Genomic DNA, 22,901 nt, shown 5'->3' with positions numbered 1-22,901 from the left:
TGGTTATACCAATCTTTACAGGGGAGGCGAATCTTTGACGATGGAAAAATTGAAAGCGTTAACAGGGGAGCATCAATTAGCGTCGTATGAAGAGGCTTGTCAGTCGTTTGAGTGGACACAAGCAGAAGCATTGTTTTCTTGGAATTTGACGGGGAAAGTCAATTTGGCATATGAAGCCATCGACCGTCATGCGGAAAGTGAATTGGCGACAAAAGTGGCACTGCTTTATTTCGATGGGGATCGAGAAGAGCGGTACACGTATGCGGATATGAAGAAAGAAAGTAATCGTTCTGGTAATGTTCTGAAGTCGATTGGTGTGGAGAAAGGCGACCGCGTCTTTATCTTTATGCCACGTCAGCCAGAACTTTATTTTATTTTGCTCGGTGCAATCAAACGAGGGGCCATCGTCGGTCCTCTCTTTGAGGCGTTCATGGAACAGGCGGTTCACGACCGTTTGCTCGACTCGGAAGCGAAAGTGATTGTGACGACGAAAGAACTGTTGCCGCGCATTCCGGTCGATCAGTTGCCTCATTTAGAGACCATTCTACTCGTTGGGGACGATGTCGAAGAGTCGGAAAAGGTGCTCGATTATCGTAAACTGGCGAACGATGCGACGACAGATCTCGAATTGACGTGGGTCGACCGTGAAGACGGTCTGATTTTACACTATACATCGGGCTCAACAGGAAAACCAAAAGGGGTTCTCCACGTCCATAATGCGATGATTCAACATATGATGACCGGCAAATGGGTACTCGATCTTCAACCGGATGATATTTACTGGTGCACGGCTGACCCGGGATGGGTGACGGGGACGAGCTACGGTATTTTTGCGCCTTTCTTAAATGGTGCGACAAACGTCATCGTTGGTGGACGCTTCAATCCTGAATTTTGGTATTCGGTCATTGAACGGTTTGGCGTGACAGTTTGGTATAGTGCCCCGACGGCGTTCCGCATGCTCATGGGCGCTGGCGACGAAGCGTTTGAGAAGTATGATTTGTCTTCACTTCGTCATATTTTATCCGTCGGTGAGCCGCTAAATCCAGAAGTCATTCGTTGGGGACACGAAGCATTTGATCTTCGAATCCATGATACGTGGTGGATGACAGAGACCGGTGCGATGATGATTTGTAACTATCCGACGATGGACATCAAACCGGGCTCAATGGGGAAACCGATCCCAGGTTGCGAAGCGGCTATTTTGGATGACCGGGGTCAACCACTTCCACCACACCGAATGGGGAACTTGGCACTCAAGACGCCTTGGCCGTCGATGATGCGGAAGATTTGGAAGAACGATGCGAAGTATGAGAGTTACTTCTGGGGAGATTGGTATGTGTCAGGTGATTCTGCTTATATGGACGAAGACGGCTATTTCTGGTTCCAAGGTCGGGTCGACGACGTCATCATGACAGCAGGAGAACGGGTCGGACCGTTTGAAGTGGAAAGTCGACTCGTGGAACATCCGGCTGTGGCTGAAGCGGGTGTCATCGGAAAACCGGACCCGGTCCGAGGTGAAATCATCAAAGCGTTCATTGCGCTACGTAAAGGTTATGAACCGTCTGATGAGTTAAAACAAGAAATCCAGCAATTCGTCAAAGAAGGATTGGCTGCGCATGCAGCACCACGTGAGATCGAATTCAAGGACAAGTTGCCGAAAACACGAAGCGGGAAGATCATGCGTCGTGTCTTGAAGGCTTGGGAATTGAATCTTGAAACAGGTGACCTCTCGACGATGGAAGATTAAGATAAACAAAGGGTCGACACATCGTGTGTCGACCCTTTGTTTATTCACCGTTAGCATCAGCATCAGCCTCTTCTTCAGCCTGTTGTTCGGCTTCTTCAGCATCTTCTTCAGCTTTCTTCTTCGCTTCTTCCTCAGCTTTTTTCTTTGCCTCGGCGTCTGCTTTTTGTTTAGCTTCTTCTTCAGCTTTTTTCTTAGCGGCAGCATCGGCAGCAGCCTCTTGTTTCTTCTCCTCAGCTTCTTTCTTTGCTTCTTCGGCCTCTTTCTTGGCCTCTTCTTCTTTCTTCTTCTCTTCCTCTTCTTTTTCTTTCTCTTCTACTTTCTTCTTCTCAGAGAACGAACCTGAGTCTTGGAAGTCTTTCGAAGTGACGGTTGAAGGTTGTGAGAAGCGGGCGCTGACACCTAGAGCTTCTGGGTCATCCGCATAGACACGATTCATCGTTTGCGACCAGATGCGCTGTGTCCGTTGATAGTAACGTCCATAATCCCAACCATCTAGCATTGAAAGGCGTTGTGAATCATAACCTGACCAAACTGCGAGTGTAACGTTCGGGTTCGACCCGACCAAGTACGAATCACGTTGATCGTTCGTTGTACCGGTTTTACCCATCCAATCGCCAGGAACGCTGAGCAATGATTGTGCATATGTCGCAGTACCTGACGTGTAGACGTCACGGAGCATGTCCACTACGAGATAAGAGGTACGTTCTGTGAAAATACGCGTTTTCTTCGGCTTCGCTTCGTAAATGACTTCACCTTGATATTCGATTTCTTGGATGAAGTACGGTTCCACGTGTTCACCGTAATTTGCTAGCATCGCATAAGAGGCGGCCAAATCGATTGGCTTGACTTCCCCGGTACCGAGTGCCATCGCTGAAGCATAACGGTTTCCTTCAGATACCGGAATCCCCATGTCGACTAATTTCTGCGTATCAGCAGGTTTTTGGTTACGTTCTTCATAAATCTTAACAGCCGGGACGTTCAAGGAGAGCTTGAGCGCATCGCGTACTGTGACAGCACCGCGATACGTTTTCCCTTCGTTTTGAACCTGTTTCTTCGGTTGTCCCGGACCCGTGAACTTATAAAAATACTCTTCGTCGATGATTTGAGTGGCAGGCGTAATCATGCCAGCTTCAATCGCATTTGAATAGACAAGAATCGGTTTTGCAGTCGACCCGATTTGACGTTCTGCCCAGAAGGCGCGGTTCAAATCGTCGGTCTTGCCGTTGATATAGCGGCCCCCGACGAATCCGAGTACTTTCCCGGTCTTATTCTCAATCATGACAGAAGACGTTTGTTCAGGAAGTGTGCGGTTCTCATCTTTAATCGTTTGATTCGGTCCGAAGTTGCCAGCGTTTTTAGCCGGTTGTTGCATCGCTTCGTGAATTTCTTTATCCAATGTCAAACGGATGTTGAACCCACCTTGACGCAACATGTTATGAGCACGCTTCGCATAAGTCGAACGGACAGAGTCCTGTTCCTCCGAGCTCAACTCATTGATTTCAATCCCATCTTGCTCCAATAGATAATCCGTTACGATTTGGCGTGCTTGAAGTTCTGCTTCGTCTACCACGTACGGATATTTGTCGCGAGGCTTCGTCTGAGTCTGCATGAAGTCTTGCGTGATGTCGTAGTTATAAGCGGCATCATATTCTTCTTTCGTGATCTTTCCTGCAACGTACATGCGGTTCAATACCGTTTTCATTCGGTTAACCGCACCCGATACGTCCTCTTTGATGACGCCACCTTGATAGTAAGGTGTGTAGAAGAATGGGTTTTTTGGGATACCGGCAAGGAAAGCGGCTTGTGGAAGTGTCAATTTCTCTGCCGAAGTATTGAACACACCGCGAGCGGCGGCCTCAATCCCTGAAATGTTACGTCCCATCGAGTTACGTCCGAATGAGACAACGTTCAGATAGGCGTTTAAAATTTCATCTTTGTCCATCGCTTTCTCTAGACGAAGGGCGAGTAATATTTCTTTTGCTTTCCGTTCGAAAGATACTTCGTTCGTCAACATTTGGTTTTTAATCAATTGTTGCGTCAACGTTGAACCACCCGTGCGATCTTCAGATCCTGTTGCTTCTTGTAAAATAGCGCGCAACGTCGCTTTTGGAACGACGCCATCGTGCTCATAGAATTCGACATCTTCCGTCGCAAGTAGTGCATCGACGACGTATGGAGAAACTTTTTCTACTGGAATCGGGATTCGTACCTCATCGGTCGTATAGTTCCCGATGCGCTCCCCGCTTCCGAAGTAAATATTGGAAGTCGATGTATACGTATTGATTTGCGCAGTCATCGTTTTATAAGCCGGGGTCGGCATATCTTTGACGAGTGACGCGAAATATCCGACACCAATTCCAGCACCTAAAAACCCGATGAGTACAACAGAAATGATGGTCAGGAGTAGGACGTTCCACGACACATCATACATAACATTGGCATAACGACGTACTTTCAATGACGTCGGATTATTCCATAAGTCTCGAATCTTCTGCAGCATGACAGCCTCCTTAAATATGGTGTAAAACTATTTTAGACAGTAATATATTCGATTATAGCACAATTCAACCTACACCTTACCTCGAAACCGAAGTCTCGTGCAAGTTTCATTGTAAGAGTTGACAAGTTGAAATCGATGCTTATAAAATGAATAGCATAGTCAACAAGATAATGACGCTGTGAAGAAAGCGAAGTAGTCGACGGGCCTCTTGTCCAGAAAGCTAGTGGTTGCTGTGAACTAGCCAATGTCAATCGATGAATTACACTTTTAGAGCGTGCCTTCGGGCCGGTTCGAGACCGTTATCTCTCGCTCAAGCGGTCGCAAATTGCGACAAGTAGGGTGGTACCGCGGAATCTCCGTCCCTTCTCATATGAGAAGGGACGTTTTTTTATGTCAATCGAAGGAGTGGAACAAATGGAACTATTAAACGATTTAGAGTTTCGAGGACTTGTCAACCAAATGACAGATGAAGAAGGATTAAAAGAACAACTCAAGCAACCGACGACGTTATACACGGGATTTGATCCGACAGCGGACTCGCTTCACATCGGGCACTTGCTCCCGATCTTGACGCTAAAACGTTTCCAGCAGGCCGGCCATCAGGTCATCGCGCTCGTCGGTGGGGCGACAGGGATGATTGGTGACCCGTCTGGTCGTTCGGATGAACGTTCACTAAACACGTTGGATACGGTCAAGCTCTTCTCCGATCGCATCAAGGATCAGTTGAGCCGATTCCTTCCACTTGAAGGGGAGAACCCGATCACGATTCGCAACAACTACGAATGGACGGAAGAGATGTCAATCATCGACTTCCTGCGCGACATTGGGAAGCACTTCCCAATCAGTTACATGCTTGCGAAAGACTCTGTCGATTCACGTATGGAGAACGGGATCTCGTATACAGAGTTCTCTTACATGTTGCTCCAATCTTACGACTTCTTGAAACTATACGAGACAGAGAAATGTCGTCTTCAAGTCGGTGGAAGTGATCAATGGGGGAACATCACGGCAGGTCTTGAATTGATTCGTCGCTTTGGTCACTCTGAAAAAGCGTTCGGTCTCACCGTGCCACTCGTCACAAAGTCGGACGGACAAAAGTTCGGGAAGACAGCGGGCGGTGCAGTTTGGTTAGATGCGGATAAGACGTCGCCATATGAGTTCTACCAGTTCTGGATCAACGTCGACGATGCAGATGTCATCAAGTTCATCAAATACTTCACGTTCATGTCGCATGAAGAGATTGAGGCACTTGCAGCCGAAGTGACAGAAGCGCCTGAAAAGCGCGTGGCACAGCGCCGACTCGCAGAAGAGATGACAAAGCTTGTCCACGGTGAAGCAGGACTTGAACAAGCGGAGCGCATCACGAAAGCGTTCTTTAGCGGAGATTTGACGTCGCTTCAACCGGAAGATATGGAAGATGCGTTTAAAGGCATGCCGCAATTCGAACTTGACGGTGAACGCAACCTTGTAGACCTCCTCGTCGAGGCGAACATCTCACCATCGAAACGTCAGGCACGTGAAGACGTGACGAACGGCGCGATTTACTTGAACGGCGAACGCGAACAAGCAATTGATAAAGTCGTCACTCGCGAAGACACGCTCGGTGAATTCACCATCATTCGCCGCGGTAAGAAGAAATACTTTGTGATTCGTCACGTATGAACATCCTGTCCGTTCCTCATTTGTTGAGGAATGGACTTTTTTTTATACATGACGTGCGGTTCGGATTTGCTAAAATGAGGAGAAAGGAGGGATGACGATGGAGATAGAAGAATTTTTCGGCGACCAGTTCCATCAATGGCGCGAACACTTTCGTTATTATGAAATGGCGATCACGGAACTCGAGAGCGATCTCGGGATCATTGACTTGGATTGGCAGACGAGACTCGGGTATTCACCGATTGAACATGTGAAGACGAGAATGAAAACATTGCCGTCTATCGTGCGCAAGATGAAACGGAAAGACTTACCTTTAGAGGTTTCGGCACTTTGGGAGCATGTGCACGATGTGGCGGGCATTCGGATTGTCACGAGCTTCCGTGATGACATATATGAGATTTTGCGTCATCTAGAGGCGCGAGATGATTTAGATATCATCGAAATAAAAGATTACATTAAATACCCAAAACCGAGCGGGTATCGGAGCTTACATCTCATCGTGAAAACGAAAGTCTATTTGGCCGAACGAATCATCTGGGTGCCGGCCGAGATTCAGATTCGGACACTTGCTATGGATTTTTGGGCGGCGACGGAACATAAGCTTCAATATAAATATCAGCATGAAGTACCAGATTCATCGAAAGAAGAGCTGATTGAAGCGTCACTCATGGCGGATGCCCTCGATACGCAAATGGGACGCATTCGACAAGAGATTTTGAAGAAATAAAAAAATCCCCTTCGTGAAGAAGGGGATAAAAAGCATTAACGTGAGTAGTACTCGACGATGAGTTGCTCTTTGATTTGGTCGTTGAGTTCAGCGCGTTCTGGGAGACGTACGAATGTACCTTCGAGTTTCTCAGCGTCAAACGATACGAAGTCTTTTGTAGCTGGTGCTACTTCAAGTGCTTCAGCGATTGCTTTTACGTTTTTCGACTTTTCACGAACTGCGATGACTTGACCTGGTTTTACGCGGTAAGACGCGATGTCAACGCGTGATCCATCAACAGTGATGTGACCGTGGTTGACGAGTTGGCGTGCTCCACGACGTGTGCGAGCGAGGCCGAAACGGTAAACGAGGTTGTCAAGGCGTGATTCGAGCAAGAACATGAAGTTCTCACCGTGGATGCCTGGCATTTTACCAGCATCGTTGAAGATGCGGCGGAATTGCTTCTCGTTCACTCCGTACATGTGACGAAGTGCTTGCTTCGCTTGAAGCTGAAGACCGTATTCTGAGATTTTCTTACGACCATTTCCGTGTTGACCTGGTGCGTAAGGACGTTTTGCTAATTCTTTACCCGTTTCGCTAAGCGAGATGCCTAAGCGACGCGAGAGTTTCCAAGCTGGACCTGTGTAACGAGCCATGATTGGACTCCTCCTTGTTGTTCATGTATTTTGCACAAAAGAACAACGGTGTCAAAGACGAGTAACGCCCCTTTCTAGGTGCAAGCACCTTCACTTGATAGCGAAGCTACGAGATGCCCCTCCGACAAAAGTCGAGGCCCGAAAGGTGGATACGTTTGTCTGTGACTGCTATCGTCATTTCATGCACAAAGATGAGTATACGATGAATACCATCTCTTGTCAATCAAATATAGCGAAGAAGTGTTTCGCAAAAACGTTCGAGTCCTTGACGGTCGATTTCTGAGAAACGGTCGAACTCCGGGCTATCGATATCGAGCACGCCAATCGTTTTCCCGTCACGTACGAGAGGGACGACGATTTCAGAGTTCGAAGCTGCATCACATGCGATATGACCAGGGAATTGATGAACATCGGCCACGAGCTGTGTTTCTTGTGTAGCTGCCGCAGTTCCGCAAACCCCTTTACCGAACGTGATGTGAACGCAAGCCGGGAGTCCCTGGAATGGTCCTAGAATGAGACTGTCTTCAGAATCAGTCACATAGAATCCGACCCAGTTGATCCGATCTAAAAATTGGTTGAGTAATGCGCTGGCGTTGGCGAGGTTGGCCACTGTATTCGTTTCGCCTTCTAATAATGCGGCGAGTTGCTTGTTTAACAGGTCGTAACCGGCTGTCAAATCACCTGAGTACGATGTCGTTTGGAACATATGAATTCCCCTCCATCTTTCATGTTTTTAGAATTTAGCATTATGGTACACGCAAATTTCAGATTTGTCTTCTTAGAAAGTTCCGAAAAAATGAACAATCTCCACTGAAACCATTGGAAAACCTATGCAAATCGTTGGTTCTATAATATGATTAGGTATATCTATTCTTATAAAATACTTCTTTTTTTATATAAAGGTACATAAGTCCACGAAAGCGGCTTGGAGGTTGTGACAAAGATGGATTACGGAATTTATGGATTAATCATTGGAATCATCGTCGTCGTATTAGGCGGCATGTTGGGGAGTATGCTCATTCGAAGGAATTTTTACCAAAAAATTGACGACTTGGATATGAGGAAACAAAGTGTGCTCAGTGCGAGCATACCCGTCGAACTCCAGAAATTCAAACAGTGGCCGATGGAAGGGGAAACGAAAGAAAAGTTTGATCGTTGGCATCAATCTTGGGATGAGTTAGTCAGTGTACATGCAGGTCAAATCGATGAAGCGTTATACCGGGCTGAGGAAGACTTGGATAAATATCGTTTCATGAAAGTCAAAGCTGACTTGAATGCAACTGAACAACTCATTGAAGAGCTCGAGACGATGGTACACGCCATGCTCGATGAGATGGATGAATTTACGACGCATCACACCTCGCTTATGGACATTGTGAAGCAGGATGAGAAAGAGTTGTATCAGTTCCGCAAGACATTAAATTCACAAAACCATGCGTTCGGACCAACCTATGCATTGGTGGAACAAGAGATTGCCGCTGCCGAGGCGAAACGCAGTGAGATGATTAACTTAAAGCAGGTCGGTCAAGTTTCTGAAGCATTTGAAACCGGACAAGCCTTATCGAATCAAGTAGGACACATCCGTGAACTGATTCGGATCATTCCGCAATTTGTACGTACGGTTCAAGTGGAACTGAAACAACAACTTCAACAACTCCGCGCTGGACATAAAGAAATGCAAATGGACGGGTATGCGCTTGAACCACTAGGATTAATGGAAGAAATCGATCAAGCGGAAGATCGTCGAGAAGAGTTGATGGCTCGAATCGAACGCTTGGAATTTGATCATTTTGAAGAGGACATGCAACAGTTGAGCTCGGATATCGATCAATTATTCGAAGCATTCCGAACAGAGGTCGATGCCCGCCAATACGTGAAAAAAGAATTTGCGACGATACAAGAGCGCGAATTGCAATCTGCCGAAATCATGAATCACTTACAGACGGAAATGTCTCGACTTGTAAGCAACTATGAAATCAATGCACGCGTCGGAGAAGAATTCGAACAATTAGAACGTGAACGAACGACTCTCACGGCGAATGTACTTGATATTGAACAAGCTCTCGTCGCGCAAATGTTACCGTTTAGTATGATCAAATCCAAAGTGCAGGAAGCGAAACGGTCACTTGACCAATTCAGTGCCATGCATGAGCGTTTCATTGAGGATACGAATTCATTACGTAAAGAAGAGCTTGAGGTCCGTCACAAGTTAGAAACGTGGAAAAAAGAATTGTCTGGGCATCGTCGCCTGTTAGCGAAAAGTGCGATGCCGGTTGTTCCGAATGATTTGTCAAACGACTTACGTCAGCTCCAAAAAGGTGTCCAGTCGTTAGACGAACAGTTTGACAAGGCACCGTTCAACATGACGTATATCGTCGGGCTTAGCCATGATGTCGAAGAGATGATGGATAACTTCCGTGACCGTGTCCATGCACTGATTCGTCAAGTGACGTATGCGGAACAGTTGCTCCAATATGCAAACCGCTTCCGTCGCCGTGACAACGAGGTCCATATCGCCTTGACGCTTGCGGAAAACAAGTTCTTGCATGGAGAGTATGGCACTGCGGTCGAAATCGGTGAGCGGGTGCTCGGTCGATTCGATGAGAACGGAGCCAATGAAATTCGTCAACGTGTGGATAAAGGGTTAGAACAGCAGGAATTGCTAAAAAAATAAACGATGCATGAAGATTGACGGAAACGGGAAAAACGTAGACGTCAATCTTTTTTCAATCAAGGAGGAATCGTCAGATGGGTACACTATGGGTCAACGGGAATATCTACACATTGAATAAACCGGGTGAGATGGAACGTGCCATGTTTATTGAGCATGGACGCGTCTTGAAGATGGGGGACGAGGGACATCTCCGACGTACATATGCCGGTCGCATCGAAGAGATTGTGAATTTGGAAGGGAAGAGTGTGTATCCGGCCTTTACCGATTCACACATTCACCTTGTCGGATACGGCGAAGCGCTCGACCGTGTCGATGCGAGTGAAGCGACGGATCTTCGAGAATTACTTGAAACGATGAAGCAACGAGGGTCGGACGACGATTGGATCGTCGCAGAAGGGTTTGATGATCGTCTGCTCGGTGACATGCCGACACGCGAGATGATTGATGAAGTGATTGACGACCGTCCTGTCGTGTTGAAGCGTGTCTGTCGTCACGTAGCCGTCGTGAACTCGAAAGGACTTGAACGACTTGGACTGATCCACCATACGGTGATCGAAGGTGGAAAACTTGGGCGAGGTGAAGAAGGTAAATTGAATGGCGTCCTATATGATGCTGCACTAGATCTCTTATATAAAGAATTGAGTGGGAACCGTAAGAAAAATGCGGCTTCTCTTCGCCGGGCAATCGATTCATTATTCGCACATGGAATCGTTGGTGCCCATACGGAAGACTTGTTCTATCATGGAGATCCGCTCGAAACGATTCAAGCGTACGAAGATGTACTGGACGAACTTCCGTTTCAAGCACACCTTCTCGTCCACGAACAGGTGGTGGATCGTGTCATCCAGCAAGATGCGATGACGCGTCGGAAGCGGTTTGACTTCGGTGCGATGAAACTCTTTGTCGACGGTTCGTTCGGTGGACGCACCGCTCTGTTATCTGCACCGTATGCGGATGATCGGAGTCAACGAGGAATTGAAGTACATCGACCAGATCATCTCGAGGCACTCGTGAAAAAAGCACGAACATACGGTATGAATGTGGCAGCGCATGTGATCGGTGATGCGGCGGTCGAGCAATTTGTCGGCCTGCTTGAGAAGTACCCTGCCAGAAAAGGGACACGAGATCGAATTATCCATGCCTCATTATTGAATGACTCATTGATCAACCGAATCAAATCATTGCCTGTTTTGATTGATGCACAGCCGGTATTTTTATCGGATGACATGGACATGCTGTTCGAGCGGTTGGGCAATGAGCGTGTGCATGATGTCTATCGATTCAAGTCTTTACTCGATACAGGGGCATTGGTGTTAGGAGGAAGTGACGCGCCGATTTCATCTGTTGACGTTCGAAAGGGATTGTTTGGAGCGGTGATGCGACAATCGTTTCACGGGTCGAGCACGCTAAATCCGAGTGAACGTCTATCGATGTATGAAGCTCTTCGCAGCTTCACGTATTCGCCTCATGTTGCTACAGGGACGCACGGAAGAAACGGGCTATTGGTTCAAAGTTACAATGCCAACTTCACAGTATGGGACGAAGATTTCTTTAAATTGAGTGGGGAAGACATCCTGCACAACCGTCTTGTCATGACTGTTGTCGAAGGGAAGCCGGTGTACGAGGCAGAAACAGCCACGATATAAAAAGAGGAGTGGTTTCACCCGAAAGGGATGGAACCACTCCTTTTCTTTATCAGAAGAATGAACGTTGCACTTTATGCCAGAACGAGTTGGTCCGAAGCTTGACAGTCTTGATGACCTTGTCCGAGAGTTCGATATCGATTCGGTCTGTGTACTTCAAGCTCAGCGCCTCGTTATCCATCCCAATAATCGGGTAGTCGTTGCCGTCTTCGACGATGCGGAGTGACAACTTACGCGAATCATGAACGATAAAGGATGAGCCGAGTGTGCGATAGCGATTGTTGTTGACCGAAGCGATCTCACTCACTTGCATACATGGGATGAGTGGGTCGACGACCGCACCGCTGAGAGATTTGTTATAAGCAGTCGATCCCGTCGGCGTCGATACAACCATTCCGTCCCCACGGAATGTTTCGAAATGTAGATCGTCGATATAGACCTCGATGGCGAGTGATTTGATAATACTTGATTTAATCGAAGCCTCATTTAAACAGAGGAGCGGTGTCGATTCGTTGATCGATGCTGAAAGAAGTGGATACTTCCGGACTTCGAGACCTTCTTCGATTCGCATCGAGTTGTCCGAGAAGAGGCGGTCGACTTCATCGAGTTTATGTATGTCGAAATCACAATAAAACTCGTTCAATCCACGACCGAAGCCAACGTAGATGGCGTCTTGACGAAAGCCTGTGTAGCGAACCGCCTGTAAAAATGCCCCGTCCCCGCCGACTGCAGCGATGATGTTCGCGTCCTCCGGTTGATTTACGATGTTGAACCCGTGTTTTTCCCCGATTTCTCTCAGTTTCTTCACTTCTTTTGTGAATTCGTTGACGTTACGATGGTACAAATAGACGTTGTTTCTCATCTGAGTCATCCCCTTTGTCAATGGTGTCCTCTTTATTATAACGTGTTTCTTCCTACCGATATAGGGAAAACTGAAACAGAGTCAAAAGCAGGAAGTTTGTCAAAGGCTCAAGTTCATCGATATGATGAACGAGTAACTACAACAAAGGGGATGAGTACATGCCAACATTTAAAGGGAACAACGTAACATTACAAGGAAATCCAGTGAAGGTAGGAGATCAAGCTCCTGATTTCCGCGTCTTGACGACTGCTTTAGAAGAAGTGACGTTAGCAACCTATCCGGGGAAAAAACTAATCAGTGTCATTCCTTCAATCGATACAGGCGTATGTGATGCACAAACGCGTGAGTTCAACGAAAAGGCCTCATCACTCGGTGGTACAGTCTTGACTGTATCGAACGATTTGCCGTTCGCACAGCGCCGTTGGTGTTCTGCATCTGGTTTAGATAACGTAGTCACCCTCTCGGACCACCGCGATCTTTCGTTCGCAAAAGCATATGGTGTTTTAATTGAAGAAATGCGTCTCCTTGCGCGTTCTGTATTCGTCGTCGATTCGAATGGCGTCGTCCAATATGTACAATATATGGATGAAATGACAGATGAAGTTGATTTCGCGGCGGCACTTGAGGCGTTCGAACAAGCGAATTGATTCGTTTGGCGAAATTGATTAAAATAGCTTACACTAGTACGTGAACCGACCGGTCCTCTCATGGGGGCCGGTTTTGTATGGAAAGGATGAACGAAAATGGAACGTTTTGAACAACTCTATCGTGATTGGAAGAAGGAAGCGAAGAAACTGGTCAACGATCTGGATGTATTACCGATCGAGGCACTCGTCCAAGTATTTGACCATGTTGACATTGAAAAAGAGAAGATGGACGATGTCCGTAAAGCAGTGAGTTTACTCGTCTTGGAAGAAACGACACAACTCCCCCCGAACAATCAACCGACACCGGATGCGGTCAGCCTATTTATGGGTTATCTAGCTTCGAAGCTACTTAAGGAAAACGCGACGATTCTAGATTTAGGTAGTGGGACAGGTACGTTGACGCACGCCGTTCTCTCTCAGTTAAAAGATGCGACAGCGCAAGCGGTCGAAGTGGATGAACTGTTGCTTCGTCTTTCCTATTCCATTAGTAACTTGTTAGGAGAACCAGTATCCTACTTCCATCAAGACGCCCTTGCTCCTCTGTTTGTTGAACCGAGCGACCTTTCCGTTGCTGACTTGCCGATCGGCTATTATCCAAATGATGAAGTGGCAGCCGGATACGACATGAAACGAGAACAAGGACATGCCTATTCGCATTTCCTCTTGATGGAACAGGCGATTCGCCATACGAAACCAGGTGGGCATGGATTATTTGTCATCCCGAACAATTTGTTTGAACAGGATGACGAAGGGAAATTAAAACAATGGATGGACCGTGAGGCTGTTGTGAAAGGGGTCATTCAACTTCCGACGACGATGTTTAAAGACGAACGTTACGCGAAAAGCTTATTGCTCCTTCAAAAAGTAGGAGAAGGCGTCACACGGCCAAAACAAGCGCTATTTGTGGAACTTCCGTCATTCACTGATGTCAGAGCGGTAGCGAATGTTGTGAAACAGATTGATGATTGGTTCAAAACAACTCAAAATTAATGGACAAAATACTTGAAAAAGGTATGCAAAATCAATTATCTTCATTATGATACAGTTATCAGTTTTAAATTGAACAGATAAAGATATGCGTTTAAAACGAAAGGTAAGAGGTGTATGACATGACGAAAATTATGGCAGTCAATGCGGGTAGTTCATCGCTCAAGTTCCAGTTACTCGAGATGCCAACGGAAGAGTTGCTCGCAGTCGGACTTATAGAGCGTGTAGGGAAAGAAGATGCGATTTTTACAATCAAGTACGGTGAAGGACAGAAGTTCAACGTGGTCACACCACTTCACACGCACAAAGAAGCGGTTGAATTGACGTTGGAGAAATTGATCGAATTGGATATCATCCAATCATTCGATGAGATTTCTGGCGTAGGTCACCGTGTGTTACACGGAAAAGAGTTGTATGCGGATTCGGTCGTCATTGACGATGAAGTCATGAAGAACATCGAGTCGTTCACCGAGCTCGGCCCACTTCACATCCCACCAAACTTGACAGGTATTCGCGCATTCCAGGCAATTTTGCCGAATGTCCCACAAGTAGCGGTATTCGATACAGCGTTCCACCAGTCAATGCCTGAAGAGAATTTCTTGTACAGTCTTCCTTATGAATACTATACAGAACATGGTGTACGTAAATACGGTTTCCACGGAACGAGCCACAAGTATGTCACACAGCGTGCGGCAGAACTTCTCGGTCGTCCGCTAGAAGACTTGCGTTTGATTTCATGTCACCTCGGTAGCGGTGCATCGATCGCTGCAGTAGCAGGTGGTCGCTCAATCGATACAACGATGGGCTTCACACCACTCGAAGGAATCACGATGGGAACGCGCTCAGGTTCTTTGGACCCGGCCCTCATCCCGTTCTTGATGCAAAAAACAGGGAAGTCTGCTGAAGAGGTCTTGAACGTCATGAACAAAGAGTCTGGCGTGTACGGACTTTCTGGTATCTCAAGTGACTTGCGTGACATCGAGCAAGCGGCTGCAGAAGGCAACCATCGTGCAGAAGTTTCATTGAAAATCTTCTCGAACCGTATTCACGGTTACATCGGTCAATATGCGGCTGAAATGAATGGTGTCGACGCCATCATCTTCACTGCAGGTGTCGGAGAGAACTCGGACGTCATCCGTGAACGCATCCTTCGCGGTCTTGAATTCATGGGTGTCTACTGGGATCCTTCACTTAACAACGGTGCTCGCGGAAAAGAGTTGTTTATCAACTATCCGCACTCACCAGTTAAAGTCATCATCATCCCGACGAACGAAGAATTGGTCATCGCGCGCGACACGGTACGCGTTGCAAAACTTGTCGAAGCACACGCATAATACGAAACGAACCCATGTTACTTCGTGTAACGTGGGTTTTTTATAAGCCTTTTTGACTAATGTGAAGAAGGGACAGTAGGACAATTGTTTTCCTCTTTGTAATATTCGGAGCTTGTTTTACATCGTTTTGCAATGTTTACGTCATGAATAAACCATATATTGGATGTAAATTTATAAAAATATCTCTCGTTCGATTCAAATGTCTAATCTAACACGATAAATCGTTACTTTTGACATCGATTTGTAATGTTCGTGTCACTCAAATGAACAGGAAGTGTAACGGCACTGACTGATGTTTCGTCATATAGTTATCTGGACGAAATATTCATTGGAAGTGACAAATCGCCTAGATAAAGGATGACACGGAATCGAAGACAAATTGACGAAGAGAGGACGAAAAAACGTATGTTGAAAAAAATCATGACGCTCTTACTTCTCGCCATCGCAGTATTTGCATTTGCTCTACCGACTTCACCAGTGGAAGCAGCTACTAAAAAAGTTTATGTTGCGACAAAGTCAGGTTCGAAGATGGTTTATGCAGAAGGGAAATCAAATGCACGAGTGATTGGGAAGATGACAGCGAGTGATCGTCTTCAACGTACAGGTTCTCGAGGTGCTTGGATTCGCGTGAACTATAAAGGGAAGGCCGGATGGGTCCCTACAAAGAACTTACGTACGGTAAGTGCTCCAAAACCGCTCAAACCAGCAAGCGTTAAGACATATACGATGAAAGCATCGGCATATACACCGTATTGCAAGGGATGTTCAGGTAAGACAGCACTTGGTTGGAACGTTCGTACTCAAAAGCGCAATGTCATCGCGGTAGACCCGCGCGTCATTCCGCTCGGAACAAAAGTACAAGTATACGTAGGCAGCAAGTTGTTAGGTACCTACACGGCAGCTGATACAGGCGGCGCCATCAAAGGAAATAAAATCGACATCTTAATGTATTCACATAGTGCGGCGATTCAATTCGGTCGCAAAACGGTTACGGTCAAGGTGTTGTAATGCATAAGAAAGGGTCTTGCGATTGCGCAAGACCCTTTCTTATGCATGGATGATTATTGACGAACGATGAGGACGTCACATTTCGCATAACGGACGATGCTTTCAGAGACGCTTCCGATAAAGAAACGTTCTACAGCGTTTAAACCTGTCGCGCCACAAATAATAAGATCAATATCATGATTAGGCGCAATCTTTTTCGCAATCGTCACTTTCGGTGAGCCGTATTCGATCACCGTCTCGACTTCTTTTACGCCACGCTCTTTCGCGCGATTGACATAGTCTTCAAGCAATTCTTTCGCATATGTCTCGGCGCGCTCTGTGATTGTCCGATCGTACGCTTCTACAGTCGCAAACGTCCGCGTATCAATCACATGACTGACGTACAGTTTCCCTTCGTTACGAATCGCGACATCGATTGCTGTTTCGAATGCACGTTCCGCCTCTTTAGAGCCGTCAACGGCAGATAAAATGTGTTTGTATACAATTGCCATGTAAATCCCAACCTTTCGCTCGAAATATACGTTCGGCTTACATATATAGTATACCACTTCTTTCGGTTTTCACGCTTTTTCGCCATGAAAATGAGTGAATTTTTTCATGGCGGTGTTCACGACATGTCCAAGTTTGGAATTCGTGTGAAAGAACGGGTAAAATAAGGCGGAGGAGGTAGGACGATGAAACACGTATTGATTACATCTGGTGCCAAAGGGATCGGACGCGTCGTGACGGAGCGTCTGTTACAAGATGGTTGGCACGTTAGCATTTTGCAACGGAATCCAATCGACTGGGAACATGAGCGGATACATATGATTGAGGCCGGATTGACGGACCGCGAACAACTGCTCTCGGCCTATGAGCAAGCGGTCGAACGGTTTGGTGAACCGGACGCCTTGATCTTAAATGCAGGTCCATATATCTTTGAGCGGAAACCGCTCGTCGAATTGACGGACGACGAGTGGGACGAAGTACTCACGGGCAACCTGTCCGCCTCATTTTGGTTAATGCGTCGTGCGCTTCCTTCCATGCGCTCGAATCGATTCGGACGCATCATCTCGTATGGATTTCCGGAAAGTGGGACGGCGCCTGGGTGGATCCATCGTTCTGCGTTTGCCGCTGCAAAGACGGGACTCGTCAGTTTGACAAAATCGGTCGCATTGGAAGAGGCACCGTTCGGGATTACGGCGAACATGGTCAACCCGGGCAATATCGTCGGCTCGCAAAAGGAGATGCGCATTGAGGAAGCGGAAGTAGATGAAAGCACTCCGGTCGGTCGACACGGGACGGGAGAAGATATCGCGCGTTTGATTTCGTTCTTATTACAAGAAGACTCGGACATGATCACAGGTGCCATCATCGATGTGACAGGCGGCGTCAACGTCGTCCATCAATATCGGAAGTGAGGGGAACACGATGAAAATCGGAGTGGTCACGGACGTTCATGGCAATCTCGAAGCGTTAGAGGCTGCGCTCCAAGTCATGGATACAGAGCGGGTCGACGTCATTTGGTCACTTGGTGACATGATTGCGATGGGACCGGACTCCAATGCGGTCATGGAGCGATTGCTAGATCGGGGCGCGCATATGATTTCTGGGAATCATGATGAGGCCGTCCTTTCCCTTTTGGCTGGATACGGTCATCCGGAAAGTTATGCACATACGCGCCCCCACCATGAGTGGGTCGCGCGTCAATTGGAGACTCGATATGCGGATGTCCTCGAATCTCTTCCACGAACGATGTCCGTCGAAATGGCTGGCGAAACGGTGTTCGGTATTCATTATCATATCCCGACCGACCGACGCCATGCCGCGATCGTCGAGGAACCGTTTCACGAGATTCTCGAACCGACGCTGGAAAATATGCAACGATTATATGGGACGTATGAAGGAGAAATCGTGTTATTCGGACATCACCATCCCGTCCACTTGTTTGAAGATGACAGGAAACGCTACGTCAATCCTGGTGCGCTCGGGGTGGCGAAAGATGACTTGGCTCGCTTTGCCATATTATCTGAAGGAGAAACGGGGATTGACCTTGAACTGAAGGCGGTCCCATATGACAAGCGTACCTTTTTAGAGAAGATGGAACGTTATGACGTACCTCAACGGGATGTCATGCTGGGTTTGTTCTATTAAGGTATATAAAAAGTAAGATATGTAAAAAGTGCGATCCTTGGTAATGGATCGCACTTTTTGTCATTCAATCTCTTGAAGTGTTTTTGGATAACTCGTCAATGTGATAGGACCACTTTCTGTCATGACGAGATCGTCTTCGATACGGACTCCGCCGATTCCCGGTAAATAGATACCCGGTTCGACTGTGAACGTCATCCCGACTTGGGCGGTCGTGTCATTGTTCGCTGCCATCGATGGATGTTCGTGTACTTCGATTCCAATTCCGTGACCGATCCGGTGAGTGAAGTATTCACCATATCCTGCAGACGTGATGACTTGTCGTGCGGCGATATCGATTGCGCCAAGTGTCGTCCCGACGTTCGCCATCTCGATTGCGGCTTCCTCCGCTTGGAGAACCGTGTCGTAAATCTCACGTTGTTTGCGACTCGCCTCACCGAAGACGACCGTTCGTGTGATGTCTGAACAGTATCCCTGCCAGACGACGCCGAGGTCGAACAAGGCGAAATCACCTTTTTTCAGACGGTTGTTGCCTGGGACACCGTGAGGGTCGGCACTATTCTCGCCGAACAAGACGAGTGTGTCGAAAGACATTTCACGGACACCTTGCTGTTTCATAGCGTATTCGATATCCGCGATGACCTCGAGTTCGGTCACGCCTTCACGGAGGGAACGGATCCCGGCTTCGATGGCCATATCTGCCAACTCGGCGGCCCGCTTCATGATTCGGACTTCATCCGGTGATTTGATCATACGTAACGTTTGGAGCTCGTCTGTCAAATCAATAATGGACAGACCGGCAAAACCGGCACGAAGATGCTCGACTCGGTTGAATGTCAAATGTTCCCCTTCGATCCCGATTCGTTCAGGAACGATTTGGTTGTCGAGGAATAACTTGACGATTTTGTCCCATGGATTTTCGTGGTCCATATACGTCACGATTTCACCTGACCAGTCACTCGCTTCGACAATCCCTTTTTCAAGTGCTGGGCAGATGATGGCAGTTGTGCCGTTTTTCAAAACTAAAATAGCGATCAATCGCTCGTGTGCTTCCGCGTATACTCCCGAGAAATAAAACACGGATGCTTTCGATGTGATGAATGCTGCATCTAACCCTTTTGTCGCTAGAGATTGTGCAATTTGATTGGTGCGTTGATTCAAGTTGAATCCCTTCCCTTCTACCTCTTACGTTGACTACTCGTCTATTATAGCTGTTTCGAAAACAGAAAGGAAATGTTGCAATTGGATTGGTACAGTTTGAACTAGTTCGACTGATACAGTATACTAAATAGAGTAGAAAATGTATTGAGAGAAGGGACTCCGCGTATGACCACAAAACATGAACAGATCATAGCACATATCGAGTCACTCGATGTTGGGTCAAAAATTTCGGTCCGCCAAATCGCCAAAGAGTTGGCTGTATCAGAAGGTACGGCTTATCGTGCCATCAAGGAAGCTGAGAACCTAGGTTTCGTATCTACCATTGAACGGGTGGGGACGATCCGGATCAAGCGAAAGCATAAAGAGAATATTGAAAAACTTACATTCGCCGAGGTCGTCAATATCGTCGATGGTCAGGTGTTGGGCGGACGTAATGGCCTCCATAAGACGCTATCGAAATTTGTAATCGGTGCCATGAAGCTCGAGGCGATGATGCGATATATCGATGTCGACTCACTCGTCATCATCGGGAACCGCGAGAAGGCGCATGAACTCGTCTTACAATCAGGTGGGGCTGTGTTGATCACAGGGGGATTTGACACAACGGATGAAGTGAAACGAATGGCAGATAAGTATGATATGCCTGTCATTTCTACATCCTATGACAGTTTTACCGTCGCGACGATGATCAACCGAGCCATCTATGACCGTCTAATCAAAAAAGAGATTTTACTCGTCTCAGATATCGTCATCCCGCTCCACGATACGTTCTATCTGAAATCAGATGACACAGTGAAACGTTGGCACGAGCTGAATGAACGGACGAAACATAATCGGTATCCCGTCATCGATGAACAGATGAAAGTGGTCGGCGTGATCACGGCAAAGGATGTCATTGATAAATCACACGACTATGATATTGAGAAGGTCATGACGAAAAGTCCGATTACAGTAGGCGTACAAACGAGTGTCACCAATGCCGCGCACCAGATGGTGTGGGAAGGGATCGAGATGTTACCTGTCGTTGATAACTACGGACGTCTGCTTGGGATTATTAGCCGCCAAGATGTGCTGAAGGCCCTGCAACTGGCGAATCGACAACCGCAAGTCGGTGAGACGTTCGATAACATGATCACGAACCAGCTGAAAGAAGATCCTGCATCGAACGGGACGGCCTTCACGGTTGAAGTGGCCCCACAGATGACGAGTCATATGGGGACCGCCTCATCTGGCGTGTTGACGACCTTGTTGGTCGAGGGGGCGACGCGAAGTCTACGTCATATGAAGAAAGGCGATCTCGTGGTTGAGAATATCACCGTCTATTTCATGAAGCCGATTCAAATTGAAAGTCAGATTCGAGTGTCGGCCCATGTCTTCGACCTCGGTCGGAAGTTCGGGAAAGTGGATGTAGAGATGACGCAAGGGACACAACTTGTCGCCAAGGCGCTCGTCACGGCACAACTCATCGACCGGTAACGAAAAGAGCACCTGCTACGCACTGTAGCAGGTGCTCTGTTTCATGATGGCGTATTCGTCGGTTCTTCTGCGGCGAGTGGGTAAATTTTGCGGTAACGGATAAATCCGACAACGGCATTCCCTAGACCGACGACTAACATGACGATGCTGACAATCCAACCGACAGTTGAATTCAGACCGAATCCTCCGACCATTTGGTTCGCAGCGAACAGTGCGAGGAATAAGCTTAACCAGATCAACGCTTGCGTGTTGAACAACGCTTTGCGGTTTGGCGTCTTTGTCAAAAAAGCGCGGCGCTTAAAGACGAGGTACGCACCGAGCGCGAACAAAATGAGTCCAATCATGACAAGTTGCAAGTGAAGGAACCCCTTTCTATCTCGTAATCTGTTATCATCATACCATAATAGTGTGTAGGAAAGTGAGGAATCATCATGACGCAATGGCAGGAAGCGGATACAATCAAATCAGAAATTGAGGCGGCTGACACCATTTTCATCCACCGCCATGTACGACCAGACCCTGATGCATTGGGGAGTCAGCTAGGTTTACAACGCATTTTAAAATCGGTTCATCCGGAGAAACAAATCTATGTGGTCGGTGGCATGGTGCCAGACCTTGAGTTTTTAGGAAAGATGGAACATGTCGAAGAAGAAATGTATCAGGACGCGCTCGTCCTTATTTTGGATACGGCGAATCAAGAGCGAATCGATGGACCTTTCGCATTGAAAGGGAAGACGATCATCAAAATCGATCATCATCCTGATGAAGATCCGTATGCGATGACACAGATTGTCGATACCTCGGTCAGTTCGACGTCTGAGATGATTGTGGAACTCGCGGACATTTGGGGATATCCCATTGACCAAGAGGCGGCATTTTTACTCTATGCCGGCATCGTTGGCGACACAGGACGTTTCCAGTTTCGAAATGCTACGGCCCGAACGTTTGAGATTGCTTCGGCGCTGATTGCGAAAGACATCGACACGAATAAATTATATCGTCACATGTATAAAACGAATTTAGCGACTCTCCAACTGCAAGGCTATGTATTACAGCATGTCCAAGTAACGGAAGAGGGGGTCGGCTATGTGAAGATTGACAAGGATGTGCTTCGAACGTTCCATGCCTCTCTAGAAGCGGCGTCTCAACTCGTCAATAGCTTCTCGGGTCTTGAGGGATTGAAATGTTGGGTCATGTTCGTGGAAAACAAAGAAGAGATTCGTGTGCGCATCCGGTCGAAAGGTCCTGTCATCAATGAAGTGGCCAAGCGATACCGTGGGGGAGGTCATCCGATGGCGGCTGGTGCCACGATTGACACATGGGATGAGATGGATGACGTGATTGCGGCTTTGAATGAAGTGGCTGGGGAATTCACGTTTGAAGAAAATGAAGAGAGCTGACCTTGGTCAGCTCTCTTCATTTGTCTCCATTTTCCTTTGGGATGAACCATGTACCTCGTTCGGTCACGTCCTCGACGACGTCGAGCTGATACTCAGTAATGTACTTACGGAGCCGGTCGATGATTTCTGGGCTGTCGGCAAACACTGTTTGACCATGCTGTAATTTTTCTAACTTATCGCGTGCAATCTGTCCCCGATTGATAATCATACGCTTTTACCCCCTTTTGTCGTGAGTTTTGTCTATAATTATTGTATCAGAGAAGTGATGAATTGAGTTTGACAATTCCATTAATATAGAAAGGAGGCCAACG

21 protein-coding genes and 1 other annotated feature are annotated in these 22,901 nt (G+C 47.2%); of the genes, 13 read left to right on the top strand and 8 right to left on the bottom strand.

The window, feature by feature from the left end; genetic code table 11:
* Positions 1 to 40 precede the first annotated feature (40 nt).
* On the top strand, positions 41 to 1,747 hold the full coding sequence (gene acsA / locus KNO73_RS06385) for an acetate--CoA ligase (RefSeq protein ID WP_074036486.1): 1,707 nt from the start codon (positions 41 to 43) through the stop codon (positions 1,745 to 1,747).
* Between the two features lie 40 nt (positions 1,748 to 1,787).
* On the opposite strand, the gene KNO73_RS06380 is transcribed toward acsA, so the two are convergent.
* Positions 1,788 to 4,247, bottom strand: a complete 2,460-nt coding sequence (locus KNO73_RS06380) for a transglycosylase domain-containing protein (RefSeq protein ID WP_214811289.1) — start codon at positions 4,245 to 4,247, stop codon at positions 1,788 to 1,790.
* 169 nt (positions 4,248 to 4,416) lie between these two features.
* Positions 4,417 to 4,614, top strand: a binding site (T-box leader).
* Between the two features lie 47 nt (positions 4,615 to 4,661).
* Here KNO73_RS06380 and tyrS point away from each other — a divergent pair.
* Positions 4,662 to 5,909 carry a tyrosine--tRNA ligase gene (gene tyrS / locus KNO73_RS06375; protein WP_214687025.1) on the top strand — a complete coding sequence of 416 codons (1,248 nt, stop codon included), beginning with the start codon at positions 4,662 to 4,664 and terminating at the stop codon, positions 5,907 to 5,909.
* Between the two features lie 97 nt (positions 5,910 to 6,006).
* Complete coding sequence (locus KNO73_RS06370; RefSeq protein WP_214683959.1) at positions 6,007 to 6,633, top strand: GTP pyrophosphokinase; 627 nt, start codon at positions 6,007 to 6,009, stop codon at positions 6,631 to 6,633.
* A gap of 35 nt (positions 6,634 to 6,668) precedes the next feature.
* Here the strand turns inward: KNO73_RS06370 and rpsD are convergent, their stop codons facing one another.
* Together rpsD and KNO73_RS06360 are read right to left on the bottom strand one after the other, a co-directional pair.
* Positions 6,669 to 7,268, bottom strand: a complete 600-nt coding sequence (gene rpsD, locus KNO73_RS06365; RefSeq protein WP_031423120.1) for a 30S ribosomal protein S4 — start codon at positions 7,266 to 7,268, stop codon at positions 6,669 to 6,671.
* Positions 7,269 to 7,491: 223 nt separating this feature from the next.
* Positions 7,492 to 7,974, bottom strand: a complete 483-nt coding sequence (locus KNO73_RS06360; RefSeq protein ID WP_078147200.1) for a GAF domain-containing protein — start codon at positions 7,972 to 7,974, stop codon at positions 7,492 to 7,494.
* A gap of 237 nt (positions 7,975 to 8,211) precedes the next feature.
* Here KNO73_RS06360 and ezrA point away from each other — a divergent pair, with 237 nt between their 5' ends.
* A complete protein-coding gene (gene ezrA, locus KNO73_RS06355) occupies positions 8,212 to 9,942 on the top strand; it encodes a septation ring formation regulator EzrA (protein WP_031423123.1) in 1,731 nt (576 codons plus the stop codon).
* A gap of 74 nt (positions 9,943 to 10,016) precedes the next feature.
* A complete protein-coding gene (locus KNO73_RS06350; protein WP_214683960.1) occupies positions 10,017 to 11,588 on the top strand; it encodes an amidohydrolase in 1,572 nt (523 codons plus the stop codon).
* Positions 11,589 to 11,637: 49 nt separating this feature from the next.
* Here KNO73_RS06350 and KNO73_RS06345 read toward each other — a convergent pair whose 3' ends face one another.
* Positions 11,638 to 12,456, bottom strand: a complete 819-nt coding sequence (locus tag KNO73_RS06345) for an NAD kinase (protein ID WP_078147942.1) — start codon at positions 12,454 to 12,456, stop codon at positions 11,638 to 11,640.
* A gap of 149 nt (positions 12,457 to 12,605) precedes the next feature.
* On the opposite strand from KNO73_RS06345, the gene tpx reads away from it, so the two are divergent.
* From tpx to KNO73_RS15065, 4 genes are all read left to right on the top strand, one after another.
* Positions 12,606 to 13,094, top strand: coding sequence for a thiol peroxidase (gene tpx / locus KNO73_RS06340; protein WP_074036494.1), 489 nt, complete (start codon positions 12,606 to 12,608; stop codon positions 13,092 to 13,094).
* Between the two features lie 96 nt (positions 13,095 to 13,190).
* On the top strand, positions 13,191 to 14,084 hold the full coding sequence (locus tag KNO73_RS06335; RefSeq protein WP_214687022.1) for a class I SAM-dependent methyltransferase: 894 nt from the start codon (positions 13,191 to 13,193) through the stop codon (positions 14,082 to 14,084).
* Between the two features lie 119 nt (positions 14,085 to 14,203).
* Positions 14,204 to 15,415, top strand: a complete 1,212-nt coding sequence (locus KNO73_RS06330; protein WP_215112228.1) for an acetate kinase — start codon at positions 14,204 to 14,206, stop codon at positions 15,413 to 15,415.
* A 405-nt stretch (positions 15,416 to 15,820) separates the two neighbouring features.
* Positions 15,821 to 16,423, top strand: a complete 603-nt coding sequence (locus KNO73_RS15065) for a 3D domain-containing protein (RefSeq protein WP_031423131.1) — start codon at positions 15,821 to 15,823, stop codon at positions 16,421 to 16,423.
* A 53-nt stretch (positions 16,424 to 16,476) separates the two neighbouring features.
* On the opposite strand, the gene KNO73_RS06320 is transcribed toward KNO73_RS15065, so the two are convergent.
* Complete coding sequence (locus tag KNO73_RS06320) at positions 16,477 to 16,914, bottom strand: universal stress protein (RefSeq protein ID WP_215112227.1); 438 nt, start codon at positions 16,912 to 16,914, stop codon at positions 16,477 to 16,479.
* Between the two features lie 183 nt (positions 16,915 to 17,097).
* Between KNO73_RS06320 and KNO73_RS06315 the strand changes: the two genes are divergently transcribed.
* Positions 17,098 to 17,823: an SDR family oxidoreductase gene (locus tag KNO73_RS06315; protein WP_214683962.1), complete on the top strand. Its 726-nt coding sequence runs from the start codon at positions 17,098 to 17,100 to the stop codon at positions 17,821 to 17,823.
* A 10-nt stretch (positions 17,824 to 17,833) separates the two neighbouring features.
* Positions 17,834 to 18,556, top strand: a complete 723-nt coding sequence (locus KNO73_RS06310) for a metallophosphoesterase family protein (protein WP_214687021.1) — start codon at positions 17,834 to 17,836, stop codon at positions 18,554 to 18,556.
* A 60-nt stretch (positions 18,557 to 18,616) separates the two neighbouring features.
* Here KNO73_RS06310 and KNO73_RS06305 read toward each other — a convergent pair whose 3' ends face one another.
* A complete protein-coding gene (locus KNO73_RS06305; RefSeq protein WP_078147193.1) occupies positions 18,617 to 19,714 on the bottom strand; it encodes a M24 family metallopeptidase in 1,098 nt (365 codons plus the stop codon).
* Positions 19,715 to 19,879: 165 nt separating this feature from the next.
* Here KNO73_RS06305 and KNO73_RS06300 point away from each other — a divergent pair, with 165 nt between their 5' ends.
* Complete coding sequence (locus tag KNO73_RS06300; RefSeq protein WP_074036504.1) at positions 19,880 to 21,190, top strand: DRTGG domain-containing protein; 1,311 nt, start codon at positions 19,880 to 19,882, stop codon at positions 21,188 to 21,190.
* 41 nt (positions 21,191 to 21,231) lie between these two features.
* Here KNO73_RS06300 and KNO73_RS06295 read toward each other — a convergent pair whose 3' ends face one another.
* Positions 21,232 to 21,546, bottom strand: coding sequence for a YtpI family protein (locus KNO73_RS06295; protein ID WP_047795158.1), 315 nt, complete (start codon positions 21,544 to 21,546; stop codon positions 21,232 to 21,234).
* 75 nt (positions 21,547 to 21,621) lie between these two features.
* On the opposite strand from KNO73_RS06295, the gene KNO73_RS06290 reads away from it, so the two are divergent.
* Positions 21,622 to 22,590, top strand: a complete 969-nt coding sequence (locus KNO73_RS06290; protein WP_215112226.1) for a DHH family phosphoesterase — start codon at positions 21,622 to 21,624, stop codon at positions 22,588 to 22,590.
* Between the two features lie 16 nt (positions 22,591 to 22,606).
* Here the strand turns inward: KNO73_RS06290 and KNO73_RS06285 are convergent, their stop codons facing one another.
* Positions 22,607 to 22,798 (bottom strand): YtzJ family protein, encoded by a 192-nt coding sequence (locus tag KNO73_RS06285; protein ID WP_074036509.1) that lies wholly within the window; start codon positions 22,796 to 22,798, stop codon positions 22,607 to 22,609.
* Positions 22,799 to 22,901 lie beyond the last annotated feature (103 nt).

Source organism: Exiguobacterium sp. s83, from assembly GCF_018617095.1.
Classification (GTDB): Bacteria; Bacillota; Bacilli; order Exiguobacteriales; family Exiguobacteriaceae; genus Exiguobacterium; species Exiguobacterium profundum.
Note: the sequence above shows the minus strand (reverse complement) of the source record. Positions and strands in the feature narration are given on the sequence as shown.

What these genes read in the sequence shown, in the direction of transcription:
- KNO73_RS06350 (WP_214683960.1), top strand. Translation starts at nt 10,017, where the DNA reads ATGGGTACACTATGGGTCAACGGGAATATCTACACATTGAATAAACCG.
- KNO73_RS06310 (WP_214687021.1), top strand. Translation starts at nt 17,834, where the DNA reads ATGAAAATCGGAGTGGTCACGGACGTTCATGGCAATCTCGAAGCGTTA.
- KNO73_RS06380 (WP_214811289.1), bottom strand. Translation starts at nt 4,247, where the DNA reads ATGCTGCAGAAGATTCGAGACTTATGGAATAATCCGACGTCATTGAAA.
- tyrS (WP_214687025.1), top strand. Translation starts at nt 4,662, where the DNA reads ATGGAACTATTAAACGATTTAGAGTTTCGAGGACTTGTCAACCAAATG.
- KNO73_RS06360 (WP_078147200.1), bottom strand. Translation starts at nt 7,974, where the DNA reads ATGTTCCAAACGACATCGTACTCAGGTGATTTGACAGCCGGTTACGAC.
- KNO73_RS06285 (WP_074036509.1), bottom strand. Translation starts at nt 22,798, where the DNA reads ATGATTATCAATCGGGGACAGATTGCACGCGATAAGTTAGAAAAATTA.
- KNO73_RS06335 (WP_214687022.1), top strand. Translation starts at nt 13,191, where the DNA reads ATGGAACGTTTTGAACAACTCTATCGTGATTGGAAGAAGGAAGCGAAG.
- KNO73_RS06300 (WP_074036504.1), top strand. Translation starts at nt 19,880, where the DNA reads ATGACCACAAAACATGAACAGATCATAGCACATATCGAGTCACTCGAT.
- ezrA (WP_031423123.1), top strand. Translation starts at nt 8,212, where the DNA reads ATGGATTACGGAATTTATGGATTAATCATTGGAATCATCGTCGTCGTA.
- KNO73_RS06370 (WP_214683959.1), top strand. Translation starts at nt 6,007, where the DNA reads ATGGAGATAGAAGAATTTTTCGGCGACCAGTTCCATCAATGGCGCGAA.
- KNO73_RS06290 (WP_215112226.1), top strand. Translation starts at nt 21,622, where the DNA reads ATGACGCAATGGCAGGAAGCGGATACAATCAAATCAGAAATTGAGGCG.
- rpsD (WP_031423120.1), bottom strand. Translation starts at nt 7,268, where the DNA reads ATGGCTCGTTACACAGGTCCAGCTTGGAAACTCTCGCGTCGCTTAGGC.
- KNO73_RS06330 (WP_215112228.1), top strand. Translation starts at nt 14,204, where the DNA reads ATGACGAAAATTATGGCAGTCAATGCGGGTAGTTCATCGCTCAAGTTC.
- acsA (WP_074036486.1), top strand. Translation starts at nt 41, where the DNA reads ATGGAAAAATTGAAAGCGTTAACAGGGGAGCATCAATTAGCGTCGTAT.
- KNO73_RS06315 (WP_214683962.1), top strand. Translation starts at nt 17,098, where the DNA reads ATGAAACACGTATTGATTACATCTGGTGCCAAAGGGATCGGACGCGTC.
- KNO73_RS06320 (WP_215112227.1), bottom strand. Translation starts at nt 16,914, where the DNA reads ATGGCAATTGTATACAAACACATTTTATCTGCCGTTGACGGCTCTAAA.
- tpx (WP_074036494.1), top strand. Translation starts at nt 12,606, where the DNA reads ATGCCAACATTTAAAGGGAACAACGTAACATTACAAGGAAATCCAGTG.
- KNO73_RS15065 (WP_031423131.1), top strand. Translation starts at nt 15,821, where the DNA reads ATGTTGAAAAAAATCATGACGCTCTTACTTCTCGCCATCGCAGTATTT.
- KNO73_RS06345 (WP_078147942.1), bottom strand. Translation starts at nt 12,456, where the DNA reads ATGACTCAGATGAGAAACAACGTCTATTTGTACCATCGTAACGTCAAC.